The 19,268-nt window shown below is 64.0% G+C and carries 15 protein-coding genes, 1 tRNA gene and 1 pseudogene; 10 read left to right on the top strand and 7 right to left on the bottom strand.

What is annotated here, in order from left to right; genetic code table 11:
* Positions 1-79: 79 nt before the first annotated feature.
* The 3 genes from DVU99_RS10280 (at position 80) to DVU99_RS10270 (ending at position 3,300) form a co-directional block, all read left to right on the top strand.
* Positions 80-526 (top strand): DUF3574 domain-containing protein, encoded by a 447-nt coding sequence (locus tag DVU99_RS10280; protein WP_114240118.1) that lies wholly within the window; start codon positions 80-82, stop codon positions 524-526.
* 1 nt (position 527) lies between these two features.
* On the top strand, positions 528-2,126 hold the full coding sequence (locus DVU99_RS10275; protein WP_114240117.1) for a hypothetical protein: 1,599 nt from the start codon (positions 528-530) through the stop codon (positions 2,124-2,126).
* A gap of 412 nt (positions 2,127-2,538) precedes the next feature.
* On the top strand, positions 2,539-3,300 hold the full coding sequence (locus DVU99_RS10270; RefSeq protein WP_232823544.1) for a hypothetical protein: 762 nt from the start codon (positions 2,539-2,541) through the stop codon (positions 3,298-3,300).
* A 29-nt stretch (positions 3,301-3,329) separates the two neighbouring features.
* Here DVU99_RS10270 and DVU99_RS10265 read toward each other — a convergent pair whose 3' ends face one another.
* Together DVU99_RS10265 and DVU99_RS10260 are read right to left on the bottom strand one after the other, a co-directional pair.
* Positions 3,330-3,773, bottom strand: coding sequence for a hypothetical protein (locus DVU99_RS10265; RefSeq protein ID WP_157971398.1), 444 nt, complete (start codon positions 3,771-3,773; stop codon positions 3,330-3,332).
* A gap of 324 nt (positions 3,774-4,097) precedes the next feature.
* Positions 4,098-4,172: transfer RNA gene (locus DVU99_RS10260), tRNA-Val, on the bottom strand.
* Positions 4,173-4,305: 133 nt separating this feature from the next.
* Between DVU99_RS10260 and DVU99_RS10255 the strand changes: the two genes are divergently transcribed.
* Entirely contained in the window at positions 4,306-4,647 is a 342-nt protein-coding gene (locus DVU99_RS10255; RefSeq protein ID WP_114240114.1) for a lipid-A-disaccharide synthase N-terminal domain-containing protein, read from the top strand.
* Positions 4,648-4,744: 97 nt separating this feature from the next.
* Here DVU99_RS10255 and metH read toward each other — a convergent pair whose 3' ends face one another.
* The 3 genes from metH to DVU99_RS10240 form a co-directional block, all read right to left on the bottom strand.
* Positions 4,745-7,465 (bottom strand): methionine synthase, encoded by a 2,721-nt coding sequence (gene metH, locus DVU99_RS10250; RefSeq protein WP_114240113.1) that lies wholly within the window; start codon positions 7,463-7,465, stop codon positions 4,745-4,747.
* 136 nt (positions 7,466-7,601) lie between these two features.
* A complete protein-coding gene (locus tag DVU99_RS10245; RefSeq protein WP_114240112.1) occupies positions 7,602-8,681 on the bottom strand; it encodes a homocysteine S-methyltransferase family protein in 1,080 nt (359 codons plus the stop codon).
* A 13-nt stretch (positions 8,682-8,694) separates the two neighbouring features.
* A complete protein-coding gene (locus DVU99_RS10240; protein ID WP_114240111.1) occupies positions 8,695-9,621 on the bottom strand; it encodes a metalloregulator ArsR/SmtB family transcription factor in 927 nt (308 codons plus the stop codon).
* Between the two features lie 308 nt (positions 9,622-9,929).
* Here DVU99_RS10240 and DVU99_RS10235 point away from each other — a divergent pair, with 308 nt between their 5' ends.
* Positions 9,930-11,090, top strand: coding sequence for an acyl-CoA dehydrogenase family protein (locus DVU99_RS10235; RefSeq protein WP_114240110.1), 1,161 nt, complete (start codon positions 9,930-9,932; stop codon positions 11,088-11,090).
* 171 nt (positions 11,091-11,261) lie between these two features.
* On the opposite strand, the gene DVU99_RS10230 is transcribed toward DVU99_RS10235, so the two are convergent.
* Positions 11,262-12,161 (bottom strand): LysR family transcriptional regulator, encoded by a 900-nt coding sequence (locus DVU99_RS10230; RefSeq protein WP_114240109.1) that lies wholly within the window; start codon positions 12,159-12,161, stop codon positions 11,262-11,264.
* 96 nt (positions 12,162-12,257) lie between these two features.
* Between DVU99_RS10230 and DVU99_RS10225 the strand changes: the two genes are divergently transcribed.
* A complete protein-coding gene (locus DVU99_RS10225) occupies positions 12,258-13,088 on the top strand; it encodes an SDR family oxidoreductase (RefSeq protein WP_114240108.1) in 831 nt (276 codons plus the stop codon).
* A 35-nt stretch (positions 13,089-13,123) separates the two neighbouring features.
* Here DVU99_RS10225 and DVU99_RS10220 read toward each other — a convergent pair whose 3' ends face one another.
* On the bottom strand, positions 13,124-14,185 hold the full coding sequence (locus tag DVU99_RS10220) for an FUSC family protein (protein ID WP_114240107.1): 1,062 nt from the start codon (positions 14,183-14,185) through the stop codon (positions 13,124-13,126).
* A 440-nt stretch (positions 14,186-14,625) separates the two neighbouring features.
* On the opposite strand from DVU99_RS10220, the gene DVU99_RS10215 reads away from it, so the two are divergent.
* From DVU99_RS10215 to DVU99_RS19945, 4 genes and pseudogenes are all read left to right on the top strand, one after another.
* Positions 14,626-16,812 carry a type I secretion system permease/ATPase gene (locus DVU99_RS10215; RefSeq protein ID WP_114240106.1) on the top strand — a complete coding sequence of 729 codons (2,187 nt, stop codon included), beginning with the start codon at positions 14,626-14,628 and terminating at the stop codon, positions 16,810-16,812.
* Between the two features lie 5 nt (positions 16,813-16,817).
* Positions 16,818-18,239: an HlyD family type I secretion periplasmic adaptor subunit gene (locus DVU99_RS10210; RefSeq protein ID WP_114240105.1), complete on the top strand. Its 1,422-nt coding sequence runs from the start codon at positions 16,818-16,820 to the stop codon at positions 18,237-18,239.
* 115 nt (positions 18,240-18,354) lie between these two features.
* Positions 18,355-18,900 carry a hypothetical protein gene (locus DVU99_RS20125; protein ID WP_232823543.1) on the top strand — a complete coding sequence of 182 codons (546 nt, stop codon included), beginning with the start codon at positions 18,355-18,357 and terminating at the stop codon, positions 18,898-18,900.
* Positions 18,901-18,920: 20 nt separating this feature from the next.
* A pseudogene (locus DVU99_RS19945) lies at positions 18,921-19,268 on the top strand (hypothetical protein); the annotation flags it as partial.

The following is a 19,268-nucleotide window of genomic DNA, read 5'->3' as shown; positions in this document are numbered from 1 at the left end:
GCGCCAGAGGGCTTGTCCATACTGCGGGCCCAGGGGGGGAGGCCGCGTATGGATGTCCAAACGTGAAGGGGGAGCGCATATGAACCTGGCACGCCCGGTTGTTGCCATGCTGGTCGCCGCGCTGTTGGCCGGATGTGCCGCCACGCCCGTTTCCGGGGGTAGCCTGCAGGGCGACGCCGCGCATCCCGTCCGGGCCGAGGGATGGGTGGAGACACGCCTCTATTTCGGGCTGGGGCCCGCCGACGCTGTCGGCCAGGGCGTCAGCGAGCAGGGATGGCAGAGCTTTCTCGATGCCGAGGTAACCCCGCGCTTCCCCGATGGCCTCAGCGTGATCGACGCCTACGGCCAATGGCAGGGCAAGGGCCAGGCGACGCCCGAGCGGCTGCGCTCGAAGATGCTGGTGGTGGATTATCCCGACACGGCCGCGAACCAGGCCAAGGTGGAGGCCATCCGCGCCGCGTGGAAACGGCGCACGGGTGACACCTCAGTGCTACGCGTCACCCAGCCTGCCGAGGTGTCGTTCTGACATGCATCCCGTGACGCGACCACGCTGGTTCAGTGCCGGCGATTTCAATGGCTTCTTCGGCCTGGTGGTGGACAACCTGTCGGTGATGGCTTTCCTGGCCACCGCCTTGATCGGCGGCTTCGGATTGCCAGCGGACATCGTTTTCCTGCGCATGTTTCCGGGCACCACGTTCGGCGTGCTGCTGGGCAATCTCGCCTACACCGCCATGGCACGCCGACTGGCCAGGCAGGGCGGGCGAGCCGACGTCACCGCCATGCCTCTGGGTGTGGACGCGCCCACCAGCATCGGCATGGCGTTGCTGGTGTTGGGACCGGCCTTCCTGCAGTTCCGGCAGGCGGGAATGGATCCGCACGCGGCGGGCGTGGCCACCTGGCAGCTCGGCATGGCCTCGCTGGTCATCATGGGGGTGCTCAAGCTGGTGCTGTCGTTCTTTGGTGGCATGGTGCAACGGCATGTACCGCGTGCCGGGTTGCTCGGTTCGATCGCCGGGATTGCGTTGGTGCTGATGGGGGTCCTGCCGCTGGTGGAGATCCTCAAGGTGCCGGTGGTGGGTTTTGCCGGACTGGGCGTGGTGCTGTATGCGCTGGTGGCGCGCGCGCCCATGCCCTGGCGCTTGCCCGGCGTGCTGGTGGCGTTTGCAGTCGGCGCCTTGCTCTACTTCGTGCTGGGGCCGCTGGGTTGGCTGGGCAACGGCTACCAGCCACCGCCAGGCTGGCACGCGCGGTTCGCACTGCCATGGCCCACGCTTCAATGGATCGATGGCCTGCCTGCGGCCATTCCCTATTTGCCGCTGATCCTGCCGTTCGGGTTGCTGATGGTGGTGGGCGGCATCAACGTGAGCGAGAGCGCCAGGGCCGCCGGTGACGACTACCGTACGCGCGACATCCTGTTGGTCGAAGCGCTGGCTACGCTGGTGGCGGGTTTTTGCGGCGGCGTGGCGCAAACCACGCCCTATATCGGCCAGCCCGCATACAAGGCCATGGGGGCGGGCAGCGGCTATACCTTGCTCACCGGCGTCTTCGTCGGCCTGGGTGGCATCTTCGGCTACCTCTCCAGCCTGGTGGAACTGCTGCCGTTGTCGGTGCTGGCGCCGATCCTGGTGTTCGTGGCCATCGGCATCACCGTGCAGGCCTTCGAAGCCACGCCGTTGCGCTACGCGGCCGCGGTGGTGTTCAGCTTCTTCCCGGCGATCGCGCGCATGCTCACCATCAAGCTGGCGGATCCAACCTATGTATCACCCGAGCACTTTGCCGCGTTGTTTGCCGATCGCACCCATGGTGTGTCGGAGCTTGCGGTCATCACCGTGCTTGGCAACGGCTTCATCATCACCGCGATGATCTGGGCGAGTTTCCTGGTGGCCATGATCGATGGCCGGGCAGGGCGTGCGGCGGCGATCCTGCTGCTTGGCGCCGCGCTCAGCGTGTTTGGCGTGATCCACTCGGTGGACCCGAACGGCGGCATCTACGTGCCGTGGCAACTCGATTCCCGTTCGCAGCCGTTGGTCTGGCAGTTTGCCGGCGCCTATGCCGTGCTGGCAGGTGTCCTGGTCGTACTGTCATGGGCTAATCGCATCACAGAATCGACGAACCGCCGACGCTGAGTTTCGATTTGAGAGTCGTCTCATGTCGGGGTCTGCGTTGTGTAAGGACAATAGTCGGACCTCGTCGCGATGGGCACCCGCACTTGCCTGGGCCTTGTGCCAGTCCATCCGGCGAGGTACCTGAGGAAACCTCCGTGCGGAGGGGGAGAGGCAGTCAGCTGGGAGGCTGCTGCCGAAGCCTGTCAGGGATGACGCGCACACGGGTGGCACCTGTCCAGGATGGACAGCCCACCCGATTCCTCGCTCCGTCGCGAGGCCCGGTTCACTTGTTGCGCAGGCCTGCCCGTGATGCAGCTTGCGCACAAGAACTTGCGTTTATTCAAAGGCCTCCGTTGTCATCCTGTGGTCGGTCAGTCACGTTACGATGCGCGTCTATTTTTGCTACGCGTCATTGACCATCGGAGACATCATCATGCATGGAAAGCGCCGCCATCGATTGTGGGAACTGGGCCTGGCCGTCTTGTTGGCCGCACCGCTTATGCCATGTCTCGTGCATGCGCAGAGCAGTGCAGCGCCGGCCGCCGACAGTGAGCCCGTCCCCACGGATGAAGATCTGGCCAACACGAACTGCGCCATTGGTGAGGAAAAGTTCCTGCCGGGCGACTACTACTACTGCCTGGGCACGCAAACCTACGGTAGCCACCGCTACGAGAGTGCGCAGCGCTTCTTCACCACGGCCGCCAGTTGGGCCAGCAAGCCCGCGCAGTACGTGCTGGGCATCATGGCGCTCAATGGCGATCACCAGCCGGTGAACCGACCGCTTGCCCTTGCGTGGATGGCGCTTGCCTCCGAGCGCCCCAACTCCGATTTCCAGAAGGCTTACCAGACCGCATATGCCGCGGCGTCGGCCTCCGAGCGCAAGGCAGCGCAGGAACTGCTGGCCAAGATGCGCCCCATCTACGGTGACAGTACCGCGGCGGTGCGCGCGGAAAAGCGTTACGCCGACGGCATGGCCATGTTGACGCGGCTGAGCAACAGCGGCGGCAAGTACTGCATGGCGGGGGCCGGGAACTCGGCCGATCCTGTCACCGATCCGGCTTCCTGTCCGCAGGCGGGCATGGTGGTGAAGGTGGTCGATGCCGCCGCTGTGAACGTATTCGACGGCTGGGTCGGGCACGTGCAGGTCGGGCCGCTTCAGCAGGTGGGTCCAGGCGCCAAGACGGCGACCAACTGAAAACCCTCACCCTTCCGGTGAGCAGTGCTTCACCGGAAGGTCTTGTCCAGGGCGTGGATGGCCGCGATATCCGCCAGCTCGGCGATGTCCCGGGCCGGAGTGCTCTCGGCCATGGCGCGTTCAGCGCGTTCGAGCGCATTGCAGGCCGATTCGGCGGCGTAACGCATCAGGTAGGCGAGGTGGGCGCGGTACTGCGAGCCGATGCCGTGCGCGCGGATCATGCTGGCCGCTTCCGCCAGGCACTCCAGGTCGGCATACGCGCGGTCGAGGTCCGTGCTGCTGGGCGATTGCGCGAAAGCGTGCGCGCGGGCCGGATCATGTGATCGGGCGCTTACCACGTCTTCTACCAGCCGCGCGGCCTGCCTGGCTGCAAACACGAGCACATCGGCGGCCGCATGCGACAGTTCGCTGTCGGACATGGCGCGGTCGGTGAGTTCCACCAGGCTTCGTGTCACGACAAGCAGCTGCGCCACGGGGTTCGCCATACCGTCACCCTGACTCATGATTCCTCTCCCCCTCGGAGACTTCGACCCCCTATTGTCCATGCGGAAGGGCGCTTTGTGTATGGGAAAAATGTGTCAGTCGATGCGGATTGTATGACCGGCGCAGGGGCCGGGGCCGAGCCAGTGATCGCGCAATTATTTGCGGCTTGCCGCCGGGGCCGTGTAGGCGCTGGAAATGGGGGGATTACGGCCGGCGGTGTGGGTCGGGCTGCATGGCGGGACGCCCGCCTGTCGATGGGCGTGAGCCGGAGACAAAAGAAAAGGCCCGGCGATGCCGGGCCTTTGCAATTTCGGTGGTGGGCGATGCAAGGATCGAACTTGCGACACCTGCCGTGTGAAGGCAGTGCTCTACCGCTGAGCTAATCGCCCGCCGAGCGCGCAAATATACGGGGTAGGGCATGGCGGGTCAAGTCTTGGGTCGGGAAAATTTTCGCGCGGCCGCAGTTGGCTGAAAGGTGGGCGAGTACAATTCGCCATTTCCCTGCGATATCTGGGCCGAACCATGGACTTCCTGCAGCACGAACTCACGCACATCCTCAATGCCCTGCACAATTTCGAGTTCACGCCCTGGAAGATGGTTGGTTACCTGGGTTCGGTGATGTTCACCAGCCGCTGGTTCGTGCAGCTGTACTACACGCGCAAGCTCAAGCGCGTGGTGATGCCGTTGTCGTTCTGGTGGCTGTCGGTGGTGGGCAGCGCGTTGCTGCTGTCCTACTTCATCTTCGGCAAGAACGACTCGGTGGGCATCCTGTCGAACTTCTTCCCGGCCTTCGTCTCGGTCTACAACCTGGCCGTGCACATGCGCGAGGTGAAGCGTCGCTCGCTGGTGGAAAGCGAGGTCTGATTCGCTGTGCTGTGGGAGCGCACCTTGTGCGCGACCACGGCCTCTGCGGCAGGTGGGTTTGTCGCGCACAGGGTGCGCTCCAGCAGACGGGTTGCTGTCAGTCGGGGTCGTAGTCGAGGTTGGGGGCCAGCCAGCGCTCGGCTTCTTCACGCGTCCAGCCCTTGCGCTTGGCGTAGTCGTCCACCTGTTCCCGGGTGAGGCGGCCCACCACGAAATACTGGCTGTCCGGGTGCGAGAAGTACCAGCCGGACACCGCTGCGGTGGGAAACATCGCGAAGCTGTCGGTGAGTTCGATACCCGTATTGCCGGTGGCGTCGAGCAGCCGGAACAGCGTGGCCTTTTCGGTATGGTCCGGACAGGCGGGGTAGCCGGGGGCAGGGCGGATGCCGCGGTAGGTCTCGTCGATCAGCGACTCGTTGTCGAGAGTTTCGTCTGCGGCGTAGCCCCAGAACTCCTTGCGCACGCGTTCGTGCAGGCGTTCGGCGAAGGCCTCAGCCAGGCGGTCGGCCAGTGCCTTGAGCAGGATCGATGAGTAATCGTCATGCGCGGCCTCGAAACGCGCCACGTGTTCGTCGATGCCGACGCCTGCGGTCACCGCGAAGCCGCCCACCCAGTCGCGCTTGCCAGCGGTCTTGGGTGCGATGAAGTCGGAGAGGCAGAAGTCGGGGCGATCGGCCGGCTTGTCCACCTGCTGGCGCAGGTGATGCAGCATGGCCAGTGGCTTGCCCGACGATTCGGGCCAGTCTTGTCCGCTCTCCCCGGAGGGGACTGAGTGAACCGCGATGTCGTCGCCCACCGAACAGGCAGGCCAGAAGCCGATCACACCGCGCGCGGTGAGCCACTTCTCGGCGATCAGGCGGTCGAGCATCGCCTGTGCGTCGCGGAACAATTCGCGTGCCTGCACGCCGACGATCTCATCGTCGAGGATGGCCGGATAGCGGCCGGCTAGCTCCCACGCGTTGAAGAACGGCGACCAGTCGATGTACTCGCGCAGCTCGGCCAGGTCGTAATCGTCGAACACGGTGATGCCGGGCTGGCGTGGCTGCGGTGGTTGGTAGGCCGCCCAGTCGGTGGTGTAGCGCTGGCCGCGGGCCTTTTCCATCGGTACCAGCGGCTTGCCGCTGCCGCGCTGCTTGTGGCGTTCGCGCACCTCGGCGTACTCGGCGCGTACCTTGGCGATGAAGGCATCGACCAGGTCCTTGCTGACCAGCGACTGCGCCACGCCGACAGCGCGCGAGGCGTCCTTCACCCACACCGTGGGCGACTTGTAGTGCGGTTCGATCTTCAGCGCGGTGTGCGCGCGCGAGGTGGTGGCACCGCCGATCATCAGCGGGATGGTGAAGTTCTGGCGCTGCATCTCGCGTGCGACCTGGCTCATCTCCTCCAGCGAGGGGGTGATCAGGCCGGACAGGCCGATGATGTCCGCGTTCTCGGCGATCGCGGTGTCAAGGATCTTCTGCGCGGGCACCATCACGCCCAGGTCCACCACGTCGAAGTTGTTGCAGCGGAGCACCACGCCGACGATGTTCTTGCCGATGTCGTGCACGTCGCCCTTGACCGTGGCCATGATGATCTTGCCGTTGGACTTGCCGGCATCGCCGGTGCGCGCCTTCTCTTCCTCGATATAAGGAATGAGGTGCGCCACGGCCTTCTTCATCACGCGGGCCGACTTGACCACCTGGGGCAGGAACATCTTGCCGGCGCCGAACAGGTCGCCGACCACGTTCATGCCGTCCATCAACGGGCCTTCGATCACGTCCAGCGGGCGCGAGGAACCCACGCGGGCCGCTTCGGTGTCTTCCACCACGTACTGGTCGATGCCGTGCACCAGGGCGTGGCTGAGGCGCTCGCGCACCGGCTTCTCGCGCCAGGCCAGGTTCTCGACGACGACTTCGCCTTTCCTGGCCTTGTAGTTGTCGGCGATTTCCAGCAGGCGTTCAGTGGCGTCCGCGCGGCGGTTGAGCACCACGTCCTCGACGCGCTCGCGCAGCTCGGTGGGCAGGTCGTCATAGATCATCAACGCGCCGGCGTTGACGATGCCCATGTCCATGCCGGCCTTGATGGCGTGGTACAGGAACACGGAGTGGATCGCCTCGCGCACCGTGTTGTTGCCACGGAACGAGAACGACACGTTGGAGACGCCGCCCGAGATGTGCGAATCGGGGAAACGCCGCTTCAGCTCGCGGGTGGCCTCGATGAAGTCCACCGCGTAGTTGTTGTGCTCCTCGATGCCGGTGGCGATGGCGAAGATGTTGGGGTCGAAGATGATGTCTTCGGGCGGAAAGTCGAGCCGGGTGGTGAGCAATGCGTAGGCGCGCGAGCAGATATCCACCTTGCGCGCGCAGGTGTCGGCCTGGCCCTGCTCGTCGAAGGCCATCACCACCACGGCGGCACCGTACTGCTGCACCATGCGCGCGTGCTCGAGGAAGAGCTCCTCGCCTTCCTTCATCGAGATCGAGTTGACGATGCCCTTGCCCTGCAGGCAGCGCAGGCCGGCCTCGATCACGCTCCACTTGGACGAGTCGACCATCACCGGCACGCGGGCGATGTCGGGCTCGGCGGCGATCAGGTTGAGGAAGCGCGTCATCGCCGCTTCCGAGTCGATCAGGCCCTCGTCCATGTTGACGTCGATGATCTGCGCGCCATTGGCCACCTGCTGGCGCGCGACATCCACGGCCTCTTCGTAGCGCTCTTCCTTGATCAGCTTGCGGAACTGCGCGGAGCCGGTGACGTTGGTGCGCTCGCCCACGTTGACGAACAGCAGGTCAGGAGTGATGACCAGCGGTTCGAGGCCGGAAAGACGGGTGTAGCGAGGCATCAGGCAGGTTCCTCCTCTTTCCGCGGGAAAGAGGATCGAGGTGTGGAGACGGGGCTTGCGAGCCCATTGAAAAATGCGGGCTTGAGGCTGGGGCGCCCGCTCAACCCAGCCCTCTCCCCGACGGGGAGAGGGCGCGTCACGCGGCCTCCTGCGCTTGCGCAGGCAGCGTGCGCGGCGCGACGCCGTACACGGCCTCGGCAATCGCCTTGATGTGCGCCGGCGTGGTGCCGCAGCACCCCCCCACCAGGTTCAGCAGGCCGTCGCGGGCGAAGCCGCCGATCACCGAGGCCATCTGTTCGGGCGTCTCGTCGTATTCGCCGAATGCGTTGGGCAGGCCGGCGTTGGGATGCGTGCTGACGAAACACTGGGCCACGTTGGCCAGCGTCTGCACATGCGGACGAAGGTCGGCCGCACCCAGCGCGCAATTGAGCCCGACCGAAATCGGGCGCGCGTGCTGCACCGAGTAGTAGAACGCCTCGGCGGTCTGGCCCGAGAGCGTGCGGCCGGAGCGGTCGGTGATGGTGCCGGAGATCATCACCGGCACGCGCTCGCCGCGCTGGTGGAACAGCTCGCTCAGCGCGAACAGGGCGGCCTTGGCGTTCAAGGTATCGAAGATGGTCTCGACCATGATCAGGTCGGCGCCGCCATCGATGAGGCCGTTGGCGGCCTCGGTGTAGTTGGTGACCAGCTCTTCGAAGGTGACGTTGCGGAAGCCGGGGTCGTTCACGTCCGGCGACAGCGAGGCGGTGCGGCTGGTGGGGCCAAGCACGCCGATCACGAAACGCGGCTGCTCGGGCGTCTTCGCCTCCCAGGCATCGCAGGCGGCGCGGGCGAGGCGCGCGCCCTCCAGGTTCAACTCGTACGCCAGGTGCTCCAGGTGATAGTCGGCCTGGCTGATGCGGGTGGAATTGAAGGTGTTGGTCTCGACCAGGTCGGCACCGGCTTCCAGGTAGGCTTCGTGCACGCCGCGGATGATGTCCGGGTTGGTCAGCGTGAGCAGGTCGTTGTTGCCCTTGAGGTCGCACTCGCCCGGGTGGTCATGTGCGTGGCTGCTGTCATGGCCATCGACGAAGCGCTCGCCACGAAAGGCTGTCTCGTCGAGCGCATGCTTCTGCAGCATCGTGCCCATGCCGCCATCCAGGATCAGGATGCGGCGACGCAACTGCTGTTCCAGCAGGGCGACGCGTTCGGGATGCAGCCAGGGCGGCGTGCTCATCGACGGACTCTCCTCAACTCTTGCGCGCGACCAGGCTGATCACTTCGAAATGCGGCGCCTTGCGCTCGCGGCTCAGCCGGGTACAGCTCACCACCGCAAGGCCGGCCGCCTTGGCGAAACCGCCCAACTCATCGGAGGAAAAGCCCAGGTTGCGGTGGTCGAACGGTTCCACCGCGGCGCGGTGATCGTGCCTGCCCAGCGTCACCGCCAGCAGTCGGCCGCCACTGCGCAGCAGGCGCGCTGCCTCCGCCACCGCCTTGGCCGGCTGTTCGGCGTAGGTGAGGGCGTGCAGCATCAGCACGAGGTCGAAGCGGCGTTCGCCCAGGTCGAGCGCGTGCATGTCGCCCTGGCGCACTTCCACGTTGGCAAACGGCTTGAGGCGCTGCGAGGCCGCTTCCACCACGCGCTCGCTGCTGTCCACGCAGACGATGGAGTGCGCGTGGGGTGCGAGCAGTTCGGCGGTGATGCCGTCGCCGGAGGCGATGTCCAGCACGTCGCCGGTTTCCAGCAGCTGCAGCAGCGAACGGGCCAGGGTTTCCCAGGTGCGACCCGGCGAGTAGTGGCGTTCCATGTCGCCGGCGACCGTATCGGCCCAGCCTTCCTCGCGGGCACGCTGCGCCAGCACGCCGGGCAGGCGCTCGGCATCTTCGCGCAGCAGGGCGTCGTCGATGCTGTCGCGCAGCGACTTCAGCAGGGCCTGCTGGCTTTCATCGGTTTCACCGTTGGCCCGATAATAGGCGGACACACCGGCGCGGCGGTCGCGCACCAGGTCGGCTTCCTTCAGCTTGGCCAGGTGGGTGGAGACGCGCGGCTGGGCGAGATGCAGCACCGCGGCCAGCTCGGCCACGGTGAGTTCCTCGCGCTCCAGCAGGGCCAGCAGGCGCACGCGGGTGGGGTCCGCCAGCAGTCGCAGCACGCTGGAGGCGGTGGCCAGATCCATCGAGCATCCTTTTATCGCGATACAGAGATGCGTAAGGCTAGGCCCCGGGCCGGGATGCGTCAAGTTGGGCCCGGATTTGGGGGCGCGGCTGCGGGACAGGGGCCCGCCGGTTTTCCTGCAGGAGCCCACCCTGTGGGCGACAAGCCTGCGGAGCGGCGAGGCGGCAATCGCGCACAGGACGCGCTCCTGCAAGGATTCGGTGGATAGGGCGTTGACGCCCCCGGGGGAGCCTTGCTGCACCCGCACAGAGGTCGTCATGCGAGGCGGGCTAAAATGTGCGGCTTCCTCCTTCCCCTTGGAGCCGTTCCATGGATTTCCGCTTTACCGACGACCAGCTGTCCATCCAGGCCATTGCCCGCGATTTCGCGCAGAAGCGCATCGCGCCGGTGGCGGCCGAGCTGGATGAAAAGGGGGAGTTTCCGCTCGACAACATCCGCGAGATGGGTCAGCTGGGCCTGATGGGCATCGAGGTGCCGACCGAGTACGGCGGTGCGGGCATGGACCCGATTGCCTACGTGCTGGCAATGATCGAGATCGCTGCGGCCGATGCCGCCACCGCGACCATCATGTCGGTCAACAATTCGCTGTTCTGCAACGGCATCCTCAAGCACGGCACCGAAGAGCAGAAGCAGAAGTACGTGCGTGCCATCGCGCAGGGCGAGGCCATCGGCGCCTACGCGCTGACCGAGCCGCAGTCCGGTTCCGATGCCTCGGCCATGCACACGCGTGCCAGCAAGAACGCCAACGGCGACTGGGTGATCAACGGCAAGAAGAGCTGGATCACCTCGGGCATGGTTGCGCGCTACATCATCCTGTTCGCGATCACCACGCCGGGCATCGGCGCCAAGGGCGTGTCTGCTTTCATCATCGATACGCAGCTGCCCGGCTTCCACGCGGGCAAGAGCGAGCCGAAGCTGGGCATTCGCGCCTCGGCGACCTGCGAAATCGAGTTCACCGATTACGTCTGCCCGAAGGAAAACCTGCTCGGCGCGGAGGGCAAGGGCTTTGCCATGGGCATGAGCCTGCTCGATGCGGGACGCATCGGCATTGCCTCGCAGGCGTTGGGCATTGCGCGCGCGGCGTATGAGGCCACGCTGCAGTGGTCGCGCGACCGCAAGGCGTTTGGCCATCCGATCGGCACGTTCCAGATGACCCAGGCCAAGATCGCCGACATGAAGTGCAAGCTGGACGCCGCAATGCTGTTGACGTTGCGTGCGGCCTGGACCAAGGGCGAGGCGGAGAAGAACGGCGGCCGTTTCGGTACCGAAGCCTCGATGGCCAAGCTCACCGCCTCCGAGGCTGCGATGTGGATCGCCCACCAGGCGGTGCAGATCCATGGCGGCATGGGCTACTCCAAGGAACTGCCGCTGGAGCGCTACTTCCGCGACGCCAAGATCACTGAGATCTACGAAGGCACCAGCGAGATCCAACGCATCGTGATCGCGCGCGCGGAAACCGGCCTGCGCTGAGCCACGCCTCCTTGCCCGGTTTCGTCAACATCGACGAGGCCGGGTCAGGTTGACGTTATTGGCGAAATCGCAAATACTTGCGAACAGCCACGGACTGGCACCCCTCCAGCCACGGATGGCACTTTTGCGTGAATCGCAGTCGCCGAGGCTTTGCCAAGGCGGCTGCGGCGCTCACGCTTCGCGCATCACTTCCCGTACCACCTCGACGAAGGCGCGCAAGCCTGCCGGCACATGCCGGTGTCCTGGGTAATACAGGGCGAGCCCCGGGAATGGCGGCGTCCAGTCTTCCAGTACGCGCTCCAGTCGCCCGGCGGCAAGATGCGCCGCCACCGACCACTCGCTGGCGTAGGCCACGCCGACACCGTGCAGCGCGGCCTCGACCATCAGTTCCCACTGGCTGAGCGTAAGCGGGCCGGGCACGTCGATCGATACCGCTTCGCCATGTTTCTCGAACTCCCAACGGTACGGCGCACCGCTGGGCAAGCGTGCGCGTATGCAGGTGTGGGACAGCAGGTCGCCCGGTGTCCTGGGCTTGGCCCGGCCCTGCCAGTACTGCGGCGAGGCCACCACGGCAAAGCGCAGGTCGGGCGTGCAGGGCACGGCGATCATGTCCTGCGGTACGGCATCGAGCTGCCGGATGCCGGCATCGAAGCCCTCGGCCACGATGTCCACCATGCGGTCGTTGGACACCAGGTCCACCTGCATCTCGGGGTAACGCGCGAGGAAACGCAGCACCACGGGCACCAGCAACATGCGCGCGGCGCCCAGCGAGAGATTGATGCGCAGCGTGCCGGTGGGGGTGTCGCGAAACTGGTTGACCGATTCCATGGCCGCGGCGATGTCGCGCAGTGCCGGCTGCACTCGCGACAGGAATTGTTCGCCTGCCGCCGACAGCGCCACGCTGCGCGTGGTGCGGTGGAACAGCCGCACGCCCATGCGTTGCTCCAGCGCGCTGATGGCGTGGCTCAGCGCCGAGGGCGATAGCCCCAGCGCCGCCGCCGCGGCGCGAAAGCTGCGATGCGCGGCAACCGCCACCACCGCATTGAGTTCATCCAGACCGGTACGCTTCATTGTTCTGGATTGTGCATCAGGCCATGTTCGATTGCGTCGATTGTTGCACTTATGGGGTGGCACTACCTTCCCGTCATTCCCAGTCGAGAGCCCACCATGCAAAAGACCGTATTGATCACCGGCACCTCCTCCGGCATTGGCCTGGCCGCCGCCAGGCACTTTGTTGCGGCCGGATGGAACGTAGTCGCCACCCTGCGTCGCCCCGAGGCCAGCGAGCTGGCCGACAGCGAGCAGCTGCTGGTGACGCGCCTGGACGTGCAGGACCCGGACAGCATTCACGCCGCCATCGAGGCCGGCATCGCGCGCTTCGGTCGCATCGATGCACTGGTCAACAACGCGGGCTTTGGCCAGTACGGCCTGTTCGAGGCGACGCCGGAAGACAAGATCCGCGACCAGTTCGAGGTGAACGTATTCGGCGTGATGGCGGTGACGCGGGCCATGCTTCCGCACTTCCGCGCACAGCACGCCGGTGTCATCGTCAACGTGAGTTCGGGTGCCGGCATGTTCACCCTGCCGATGCTGTCGCTGTATTGCGCCAGCAAGTTCGCCCTCGAAGGGTTCTCCGAGGCGCTGTCCTACGAGCTGGCCTCGCAGGGCATCGCGGTGAAGCTGGTGATCCCGCACGGTGGCGTCAGCAGCACGCGTTTCGGCGAACGCTCGGGTCAGGAACACTCCGGTCAGGCGAGGCTTGCCGACTACGACGCCTTCGTGGCGAATACCAACGCCGCCTTCGACAGCATGCGGGCAGGGCGCATGATGAGTTCGGCGGAGGTCGCGGAAGTGATCTGGCAGGCGGTGACCGACGGCAGCGAACAGCTCCGCTACCTGGTTGGCGACGACGCCCGTGGCTTTGTTCGTGCGCGGCGCGAGTTGAACGAGCAGGGCTATATCGACTTCATGCGCTCGCATTTCCGCGAGAAGGCCTGAGCGCATCCGTCGCCTGGTTTGCGCAGTGGTGACCGTCAGGTTGGCGCGGCGGGGGCATCCTCGGTGCGCAGCGGCAGGATCAGATGCGCGGCAAGCAGGCCGAGCAAGCCGCCCAGCAGGGTTTGCCAGATGCGCGCACTGAGGGTGGCGACGGAGTGCTCGCCGGAAGCGGCGAGTGTCACGATCAGGGTGAAGGCAAACGCCGCGCAGGCGACGTCGTAGCGTTCGGGCAAGGCCATGGCGTAGATCACCATGGCCGCCGCGGCCAGCGTCCAGATCAGCAATGGCGCGTGCTCGGCAATCGGCAGGCAGGCCAAGCCCAGTGGCACGCCGACCAGCGTACCGATGATGCGCCGGCGCACGCGCTGCGCCGTACCCGTGGCACTGCCGGCGACCACGTAAGTGCAGGCCGTGATGGCCCAGGCGGATTCACTCATGTGGAACCGCGCATTGAGTCCGACCACGACGAGCGCTGCGGCCGCGGCCTGCACACCCATGATGAAGGGGGCCGACAGATGCCACCGGCCCGGCAGCCCTACTGGCGACAACGCGGCCAGTTCGGCGGGCCGTTCCGCAGGACCCGACAGCAGGCGCGGCACGATCGAGGCCACGGCGGCGATACATCCTGCCACCACGATGGCCGGCCACGCCGACGCATTGAGATTCATGGTGTAGGCCAGCAACTCGCCGATGTACACCTGCGAACCCAGGCCTGCACCGAGCACGCCGAAGCGCTTCAGGTAACTGGCGAGAAACGCACCGCTGACCAGCACGAGTTCAGGTGCTGGGCTGCCCAGTGACACCAGCCACGGCGACAGCAGCGCCTGCACCAGCGCGCCCAGCGTCGCGCTGAGGCAAAGCAAGGCGAGGTCACGACTCGATTCGGGCCGGCTGTGCCGCGCCTCGGACACACTTGCCCACAGCGCAAACCCCGCCGCCAGCGTGCCGATGGATACGTTGTCGCCCAACCCCAAGGTCACGTCGTGCAGCGCGCCGATCGCCGCGGCGATGCCGTAGGCCGTGACCAGGCGCAGCCCCTTGATGCGGCGATGCGTGCCAGGGTCGATCCGTTCCAGCCAGTCGGTCAGTGCGCGCATGGCGGGGCAGGCCTCTCCGGGTGGTGTCGCTCAATGTACGGCTAAGCCGAATTTTCGTGTGGGGCTGCCAGAAAGAGCCGGATGCAAGGCGGCCCAGTGTCCGCGGCATGACGAGGCACGTACTTGAGGAGCGGCAGTTCGTGCATCGGGGCGGTGGTGGGCATTGAAAAGCCCGGTGCAGCCTACGCTGCTGGCGGGTGGCGCACTCACCTGCTAGCGTCGCAATATCTTGCGATTCGCGAGAGTCGCTCGGCCTGGTTGCCCAGAAGGGTGATGGAGAGCTGGCGGAAGCTCGGGTCGCAAGCCAGGCGAAGTGGTTTCGATGGCGACTGGATGCCATTGAGTATCGATCGCTTGGGAAGGCTCTTGACCTCCTGGATGGCGGGTCCAGAGCGCTTGCATGAGGTGGCGGATGTTCTCGAAAGGGGAGCGGTGCGGGCATGGATGCATTACCAAGTACCACGACGGAGGCGTCGGGATCGCCGTCGGAGAGCGTTGACGGCACGCAGGCGCCTGCAGCGAGCAATCAGGATCAAGGCCTGCTCGGGCTGGTGATGCTGGCCCAGTTGCACGGTATTCCGGCCAATGCTGCTCAATTGAAGCACCAGGCTGGCGTGGGAGAGCAGGCCCTCGACGAAGTCACCCTGGTCCTCGCTGCCCGCGGGCTAGGCCTCAAGGCCAAGGTAGTCGCGCAACCGGCGGAACGGATAGACCGGGTGGCGTTGCCCGCACTCGCCCTGCAGGGGGACGGGCGAGCCTTTGTAGTGGCAAGGGTCGATGCCGAAAAGGTGCTCATTCACGACCTGACCCTTGGGCGCCCGGCCCTGTTGAAGCGCGACGAATTTGCCGATCGCTACCGCGGTCGGTTGTTGACGGTCGCTTCACGCGCGTCCCTTGTCGCCGGCCTCGCCAAGTTTGATTTCAGTTGGTTTGTACCTGCCGTCATCAAGTACCGCAAACTGCTGGTGGAAGTTCTGGTGTGCTCCCTTTTCCTGCAGTTGTTTGCCCTGGTGACGCCGCTGTTCTTCCAGGTCGTGATGGACAAGGTGCTCGTGCACCATGCGATGACAACTCTGGCCGTCATCACGGTGGGCCTGATCGCCATTACCTTGTTCAACGTGCTGCTCGCGGGACTGCGGACGTATGTCTTCGCACACACCACCAGCCGCATCGATGTAGAACTGGGTGCGCGGCTGTTTCGCCATATTCTGGCCTTGCCACTGGCCTATTTCGAGTCACGCCGGGTGGGTGACACGATCGCCCGGGTCCGGGAGTTGGAGAACATCCGCAACTTCCTGACCGGCCAGGCGCTGACTTCGCTGCTGGACCTGTTGTTTACCTTCGTATTCCTGGGAGTGATGTTTTTCTACAGTGGCTGGCTGACCCTCATTGTGGTCATTTCGCTGCCGCTGTATGCCATATGGTCAGCGGCTATTACACCGGGGTTGCGCTCCAGGCTCGATGAGAAGTTCGCCCGCGGGGCCGACAACCAGTCATTCCTGGTCGAAACCGTTTCGGGCATGGCCACTGTCAAGGCGATGGCCGTCGATCCGCGCATGACCCGGATGTGGGACAACCAGTTGGCGGGATACGTCAGCGCAGGGTTTCGGGTCACACGGCTTGCCAATATCGGACAGCAGGGCGTCCAACTGCTCCAGAAGATGGTGACCATCGCCATCCTGTATTGGGGTGCCCAACGGGTGATCGACGGTTCACTGTCTGTTGGCCAGTTGATTGCCTTCAACATGCTTGCGGGCCAGGTAGCCATGCCCATCGTGCGTCTCGCCCAACTCTGGCAGGACTTCCAGCAGGTCGGCATTTCGGTGGAACGCCTGGGTGACATTCTCAACACAAAGACAGAGGCCGATGGCAGCCGCATGGCATTGCCATCCATTCGTGGCCGCGTCACTTTTGACCATGTGGGTTTTCGTTATCGGCCTGATGCCGCAGAGGTGTTGTCGGGAATCCAGCTGGATATCCAGCCGGGCGAAGTCGTCGGCATTGTCGGCCGCTCAGGCTCGGGCAAGAGCACGCTGACCAAGTTGATCCAGCGCCTCTATGTACCTGAGCGTGGCCGCGTGCTGGTCGATGGTGCCGATCTCGCGTTGGCCGACCCTGCTTGGCTGCGGCGACAGCTGGGCGTCGTGCTGCAGGAGAACTTCCTGTTCAACCGCAGCGTACGCGAGAACATCGCATTGGCCGACCCAGGCATGCCGATGGAGCGAGTGCTTCACGCCGCCCAGCTCGCTGGTGCGCATGAATTCATCGTGGACCTTCCCCAGGGCTATGACACGGTGGTCGGAGAGTACGGAGCGAGCCTTTCGGGCGGCCAACGCCAACGTGTGGCGATTGCGCGTGCCTTGGTTTCAGATCCGCGCATTCTCATCCTTGATGAAGCCACCAGTGCGCTCGACTACGAGTCGGAACGCGCAGTCATGACCAATATGCGGTCGATATGTCAGGGGCGGACCGTGCTGATCATTGCCCATCGACTGTCCACTGTGCGTCACGCCCATCGCATCGTGGTTATCGACAAAGGGAACATTGTTGAAACGGGAGCACCGGAAGAATTGCTGAGACAGCCGGGTAGTCGCTTCGCCCATCTCTATCGGCTGCAACAGGGGTAAATGCCATGAGCGAACGACTGATAGTCATCCGCGAGATATGGATGCGCTATGTGCAGGTCTTCCGTGTGGCATGGCACGAACGTCATGGCATGGAGCCCCTGAAGCGTACGCGTGAGGAACTTGCCTTCCTTCCCGCACATCTGGAGTTGGTGGAATCGCCGCCGTCGCCTGCGCCTCGCTTGAGCATGTGGACAATCATCGCGCTGTTCTGCGTAGCCCTGCTGTGGGCGTGCCTGGGCCAACTGGACATGGTCGCCGTGGCACCAGGAAAAACGCTCACCACTGGGCGAACCAAGGTGATCCAGCCTGCGGAGTCAGCTGTGGTGCGGCGCATCCTGGTTCAGGACGGGCAGGTGGTGAAGCAAGGGGACCTACTGATCGAACTGGATACTACAGCGACGTCTGCGGATAGCCGCAAGACTCAAGACGCATTGACCAGTGCAAGGCTCATCGAGGCGAGGTCTACTGCCTTGATCCAAGCGTTGGATACGGGGCAATCGCCTACCATGTCCAAAGAGAGCGACCTGCCGAGTCAGCGCTTCCACGACGCCCAAACCCTTGCGCTTGTCCAGTTCGCCGCATTCCAGGCAAAAAAGCAGAGCCTGGAGTCCATCGTGACGCAAAAGCAGGCTGAATTGCGTACGGTCGAGTCTGCCATCCTGCCACTGGAGCAATACCTAGAAATCTCCCAGGCACGGGTAAAGGATTACGAGACACTCCTGCAGAAGAACTACGTTCCAAAGCAGGAATACATGTTGCGCAAGCAAGAGCGTATCAACGCTGAGCGCGATTTGGCCGGTCAGCTAAGCCGCAGGGAAGAGCTTCGCTCGGCCATCGTCGGTGCGAAGAGAGAGTTGGTGGTTAGCACGACTGATACGCGCAGGCAGTGGCAGGACGAACTTCGCCAAGCTCAGGAGCAAATTCAGCAGATCGAGCCGGAACTGGCCAAGGCAATCCAGCGCGATGCGCTCATGCACCTGCGAGCCCCGGTCGCTGGCACAGTGCAACAGCTGGCCATGCATACGGTGGGCGGTGTTGTTACACCGGCCCAGGCCTTGCTCTCCATCGTGCCCGAGAACGAGCCGTTGGAGGTCGAGGCTACCGTTCTCAACAAGGACATCGGGTTTGTCCGCGCAGGCCAGCGCGCCACGGTAAAGGTCGAGAGCTTCCCCTACACCCGCTACGGCTATCTGGAAGGGGAGGTAGAGAGCGTCTCGCATGACGCAATCAACGATGAGAAGCTGGGCCTGATCTATCAGGCAAACATCCGCTTGAAGCGCTCGACGCTGGTAGTAGACGGAGTCGCCGTGAACCTAAGCCCCGGCATGGCGCTGACTGCAGAGATCAATACGGGCAAGCGGCGGGTGATCGCGTTTGTTTTCGATCCCTTGGTTAGGGGAGTGTCGGAGTCGATGCGAGAGCGCTAAATGCTGGACTCAAACCCCTGGGGTCAGTATGCGCTTTTCAGCGGTGTCCATAAACGATGCACTTCGATTCGAGTTTTCAGGACCAAATGTTCCAATATTGAATCAGGAAATGTCGATGATCTGGACCGCAAGGCGATACGCGAGGGCCGCATTGGTTATGGCCATCGGCCTTCTATTGGCCGGCTGCAATGGGAGGAAGGACCTATCTCCGCCGCCGGTGAACACGGCGCCACGCGACAAGCTGGAGCTCGTGGTGACTGTGGACGGGCATGAGACTGATTACCCGGTGACCGTCAGCGTTCAATACGGAAACCTATCGAAAGACTGCAGCAACATTGACTATTGGTACGGTTTGGGAGGGTACATCGATTTCCCAAGAGGCGATGTTGCGGTTAGGGGTAGTAACGGGCTGTTTGAAATTTACCGGGATTACTACGTGCCAAAAGAGAAATGTTCGTGGCAGTTATTGGGTGTCGACATAACCATTCACGCGCCGAACGGACGGCATGCAGGGTCGGGTATTTCACGCAGGGAATTTCAGTCGGGTTTTCGGTGGAAAGTAAAGTGTTCTTTTGATCGCTCGGATATTAATTCTTGCTTTCCATTGTTGCCTTCTAGGGACCATATTCCAGGTATTTATGTAGCTATTGAAGTCAGGTAATCACATCAAGGAGAGATGATATGACCGTTTCGACGCAAGACTATGCTTTTTTGTCGTCCATGGTCTATACAAGACTGGCAGTTGGCCAATCGGTCGCTGGGTCAGGAGACCGTTATGAAGTTCTCTATGTAACGTCGCTTTCGGCAGATGGCTATCAAGGGGCTGTCTTCAAAAATGCCCGGACTGGCGAGCTCGTTGTATCTAGTCCAGGCACCAACTTCAAAGACATCCACGACGTCCTGGCCGACTTTGCGATGGTCAGCGGCGAGGCGCCGCCTCAATGGGTCGAGGCAAGTGCGGCCATGCGGTGGGCTCTTGATTATGCAAGTCAAAATGGCCTCAGTACGGCTGATGTCAGCGCCACCGGC

This window comes from Dyella sp. C9, assembly GCF_003332825.1.
In the GTDB taxonomy this organism is placed as follows: Bacteria; Pseudomonadota; Gammaproteobacteria; order Xanthomonadales; family Rhodanobacteraceae; genus Dyella.
The sequence above is the reverse complement of the archived record's forward strand: the minus strand, read 5'-3'. Positions and strand labels throughout refer to the sequence as shown.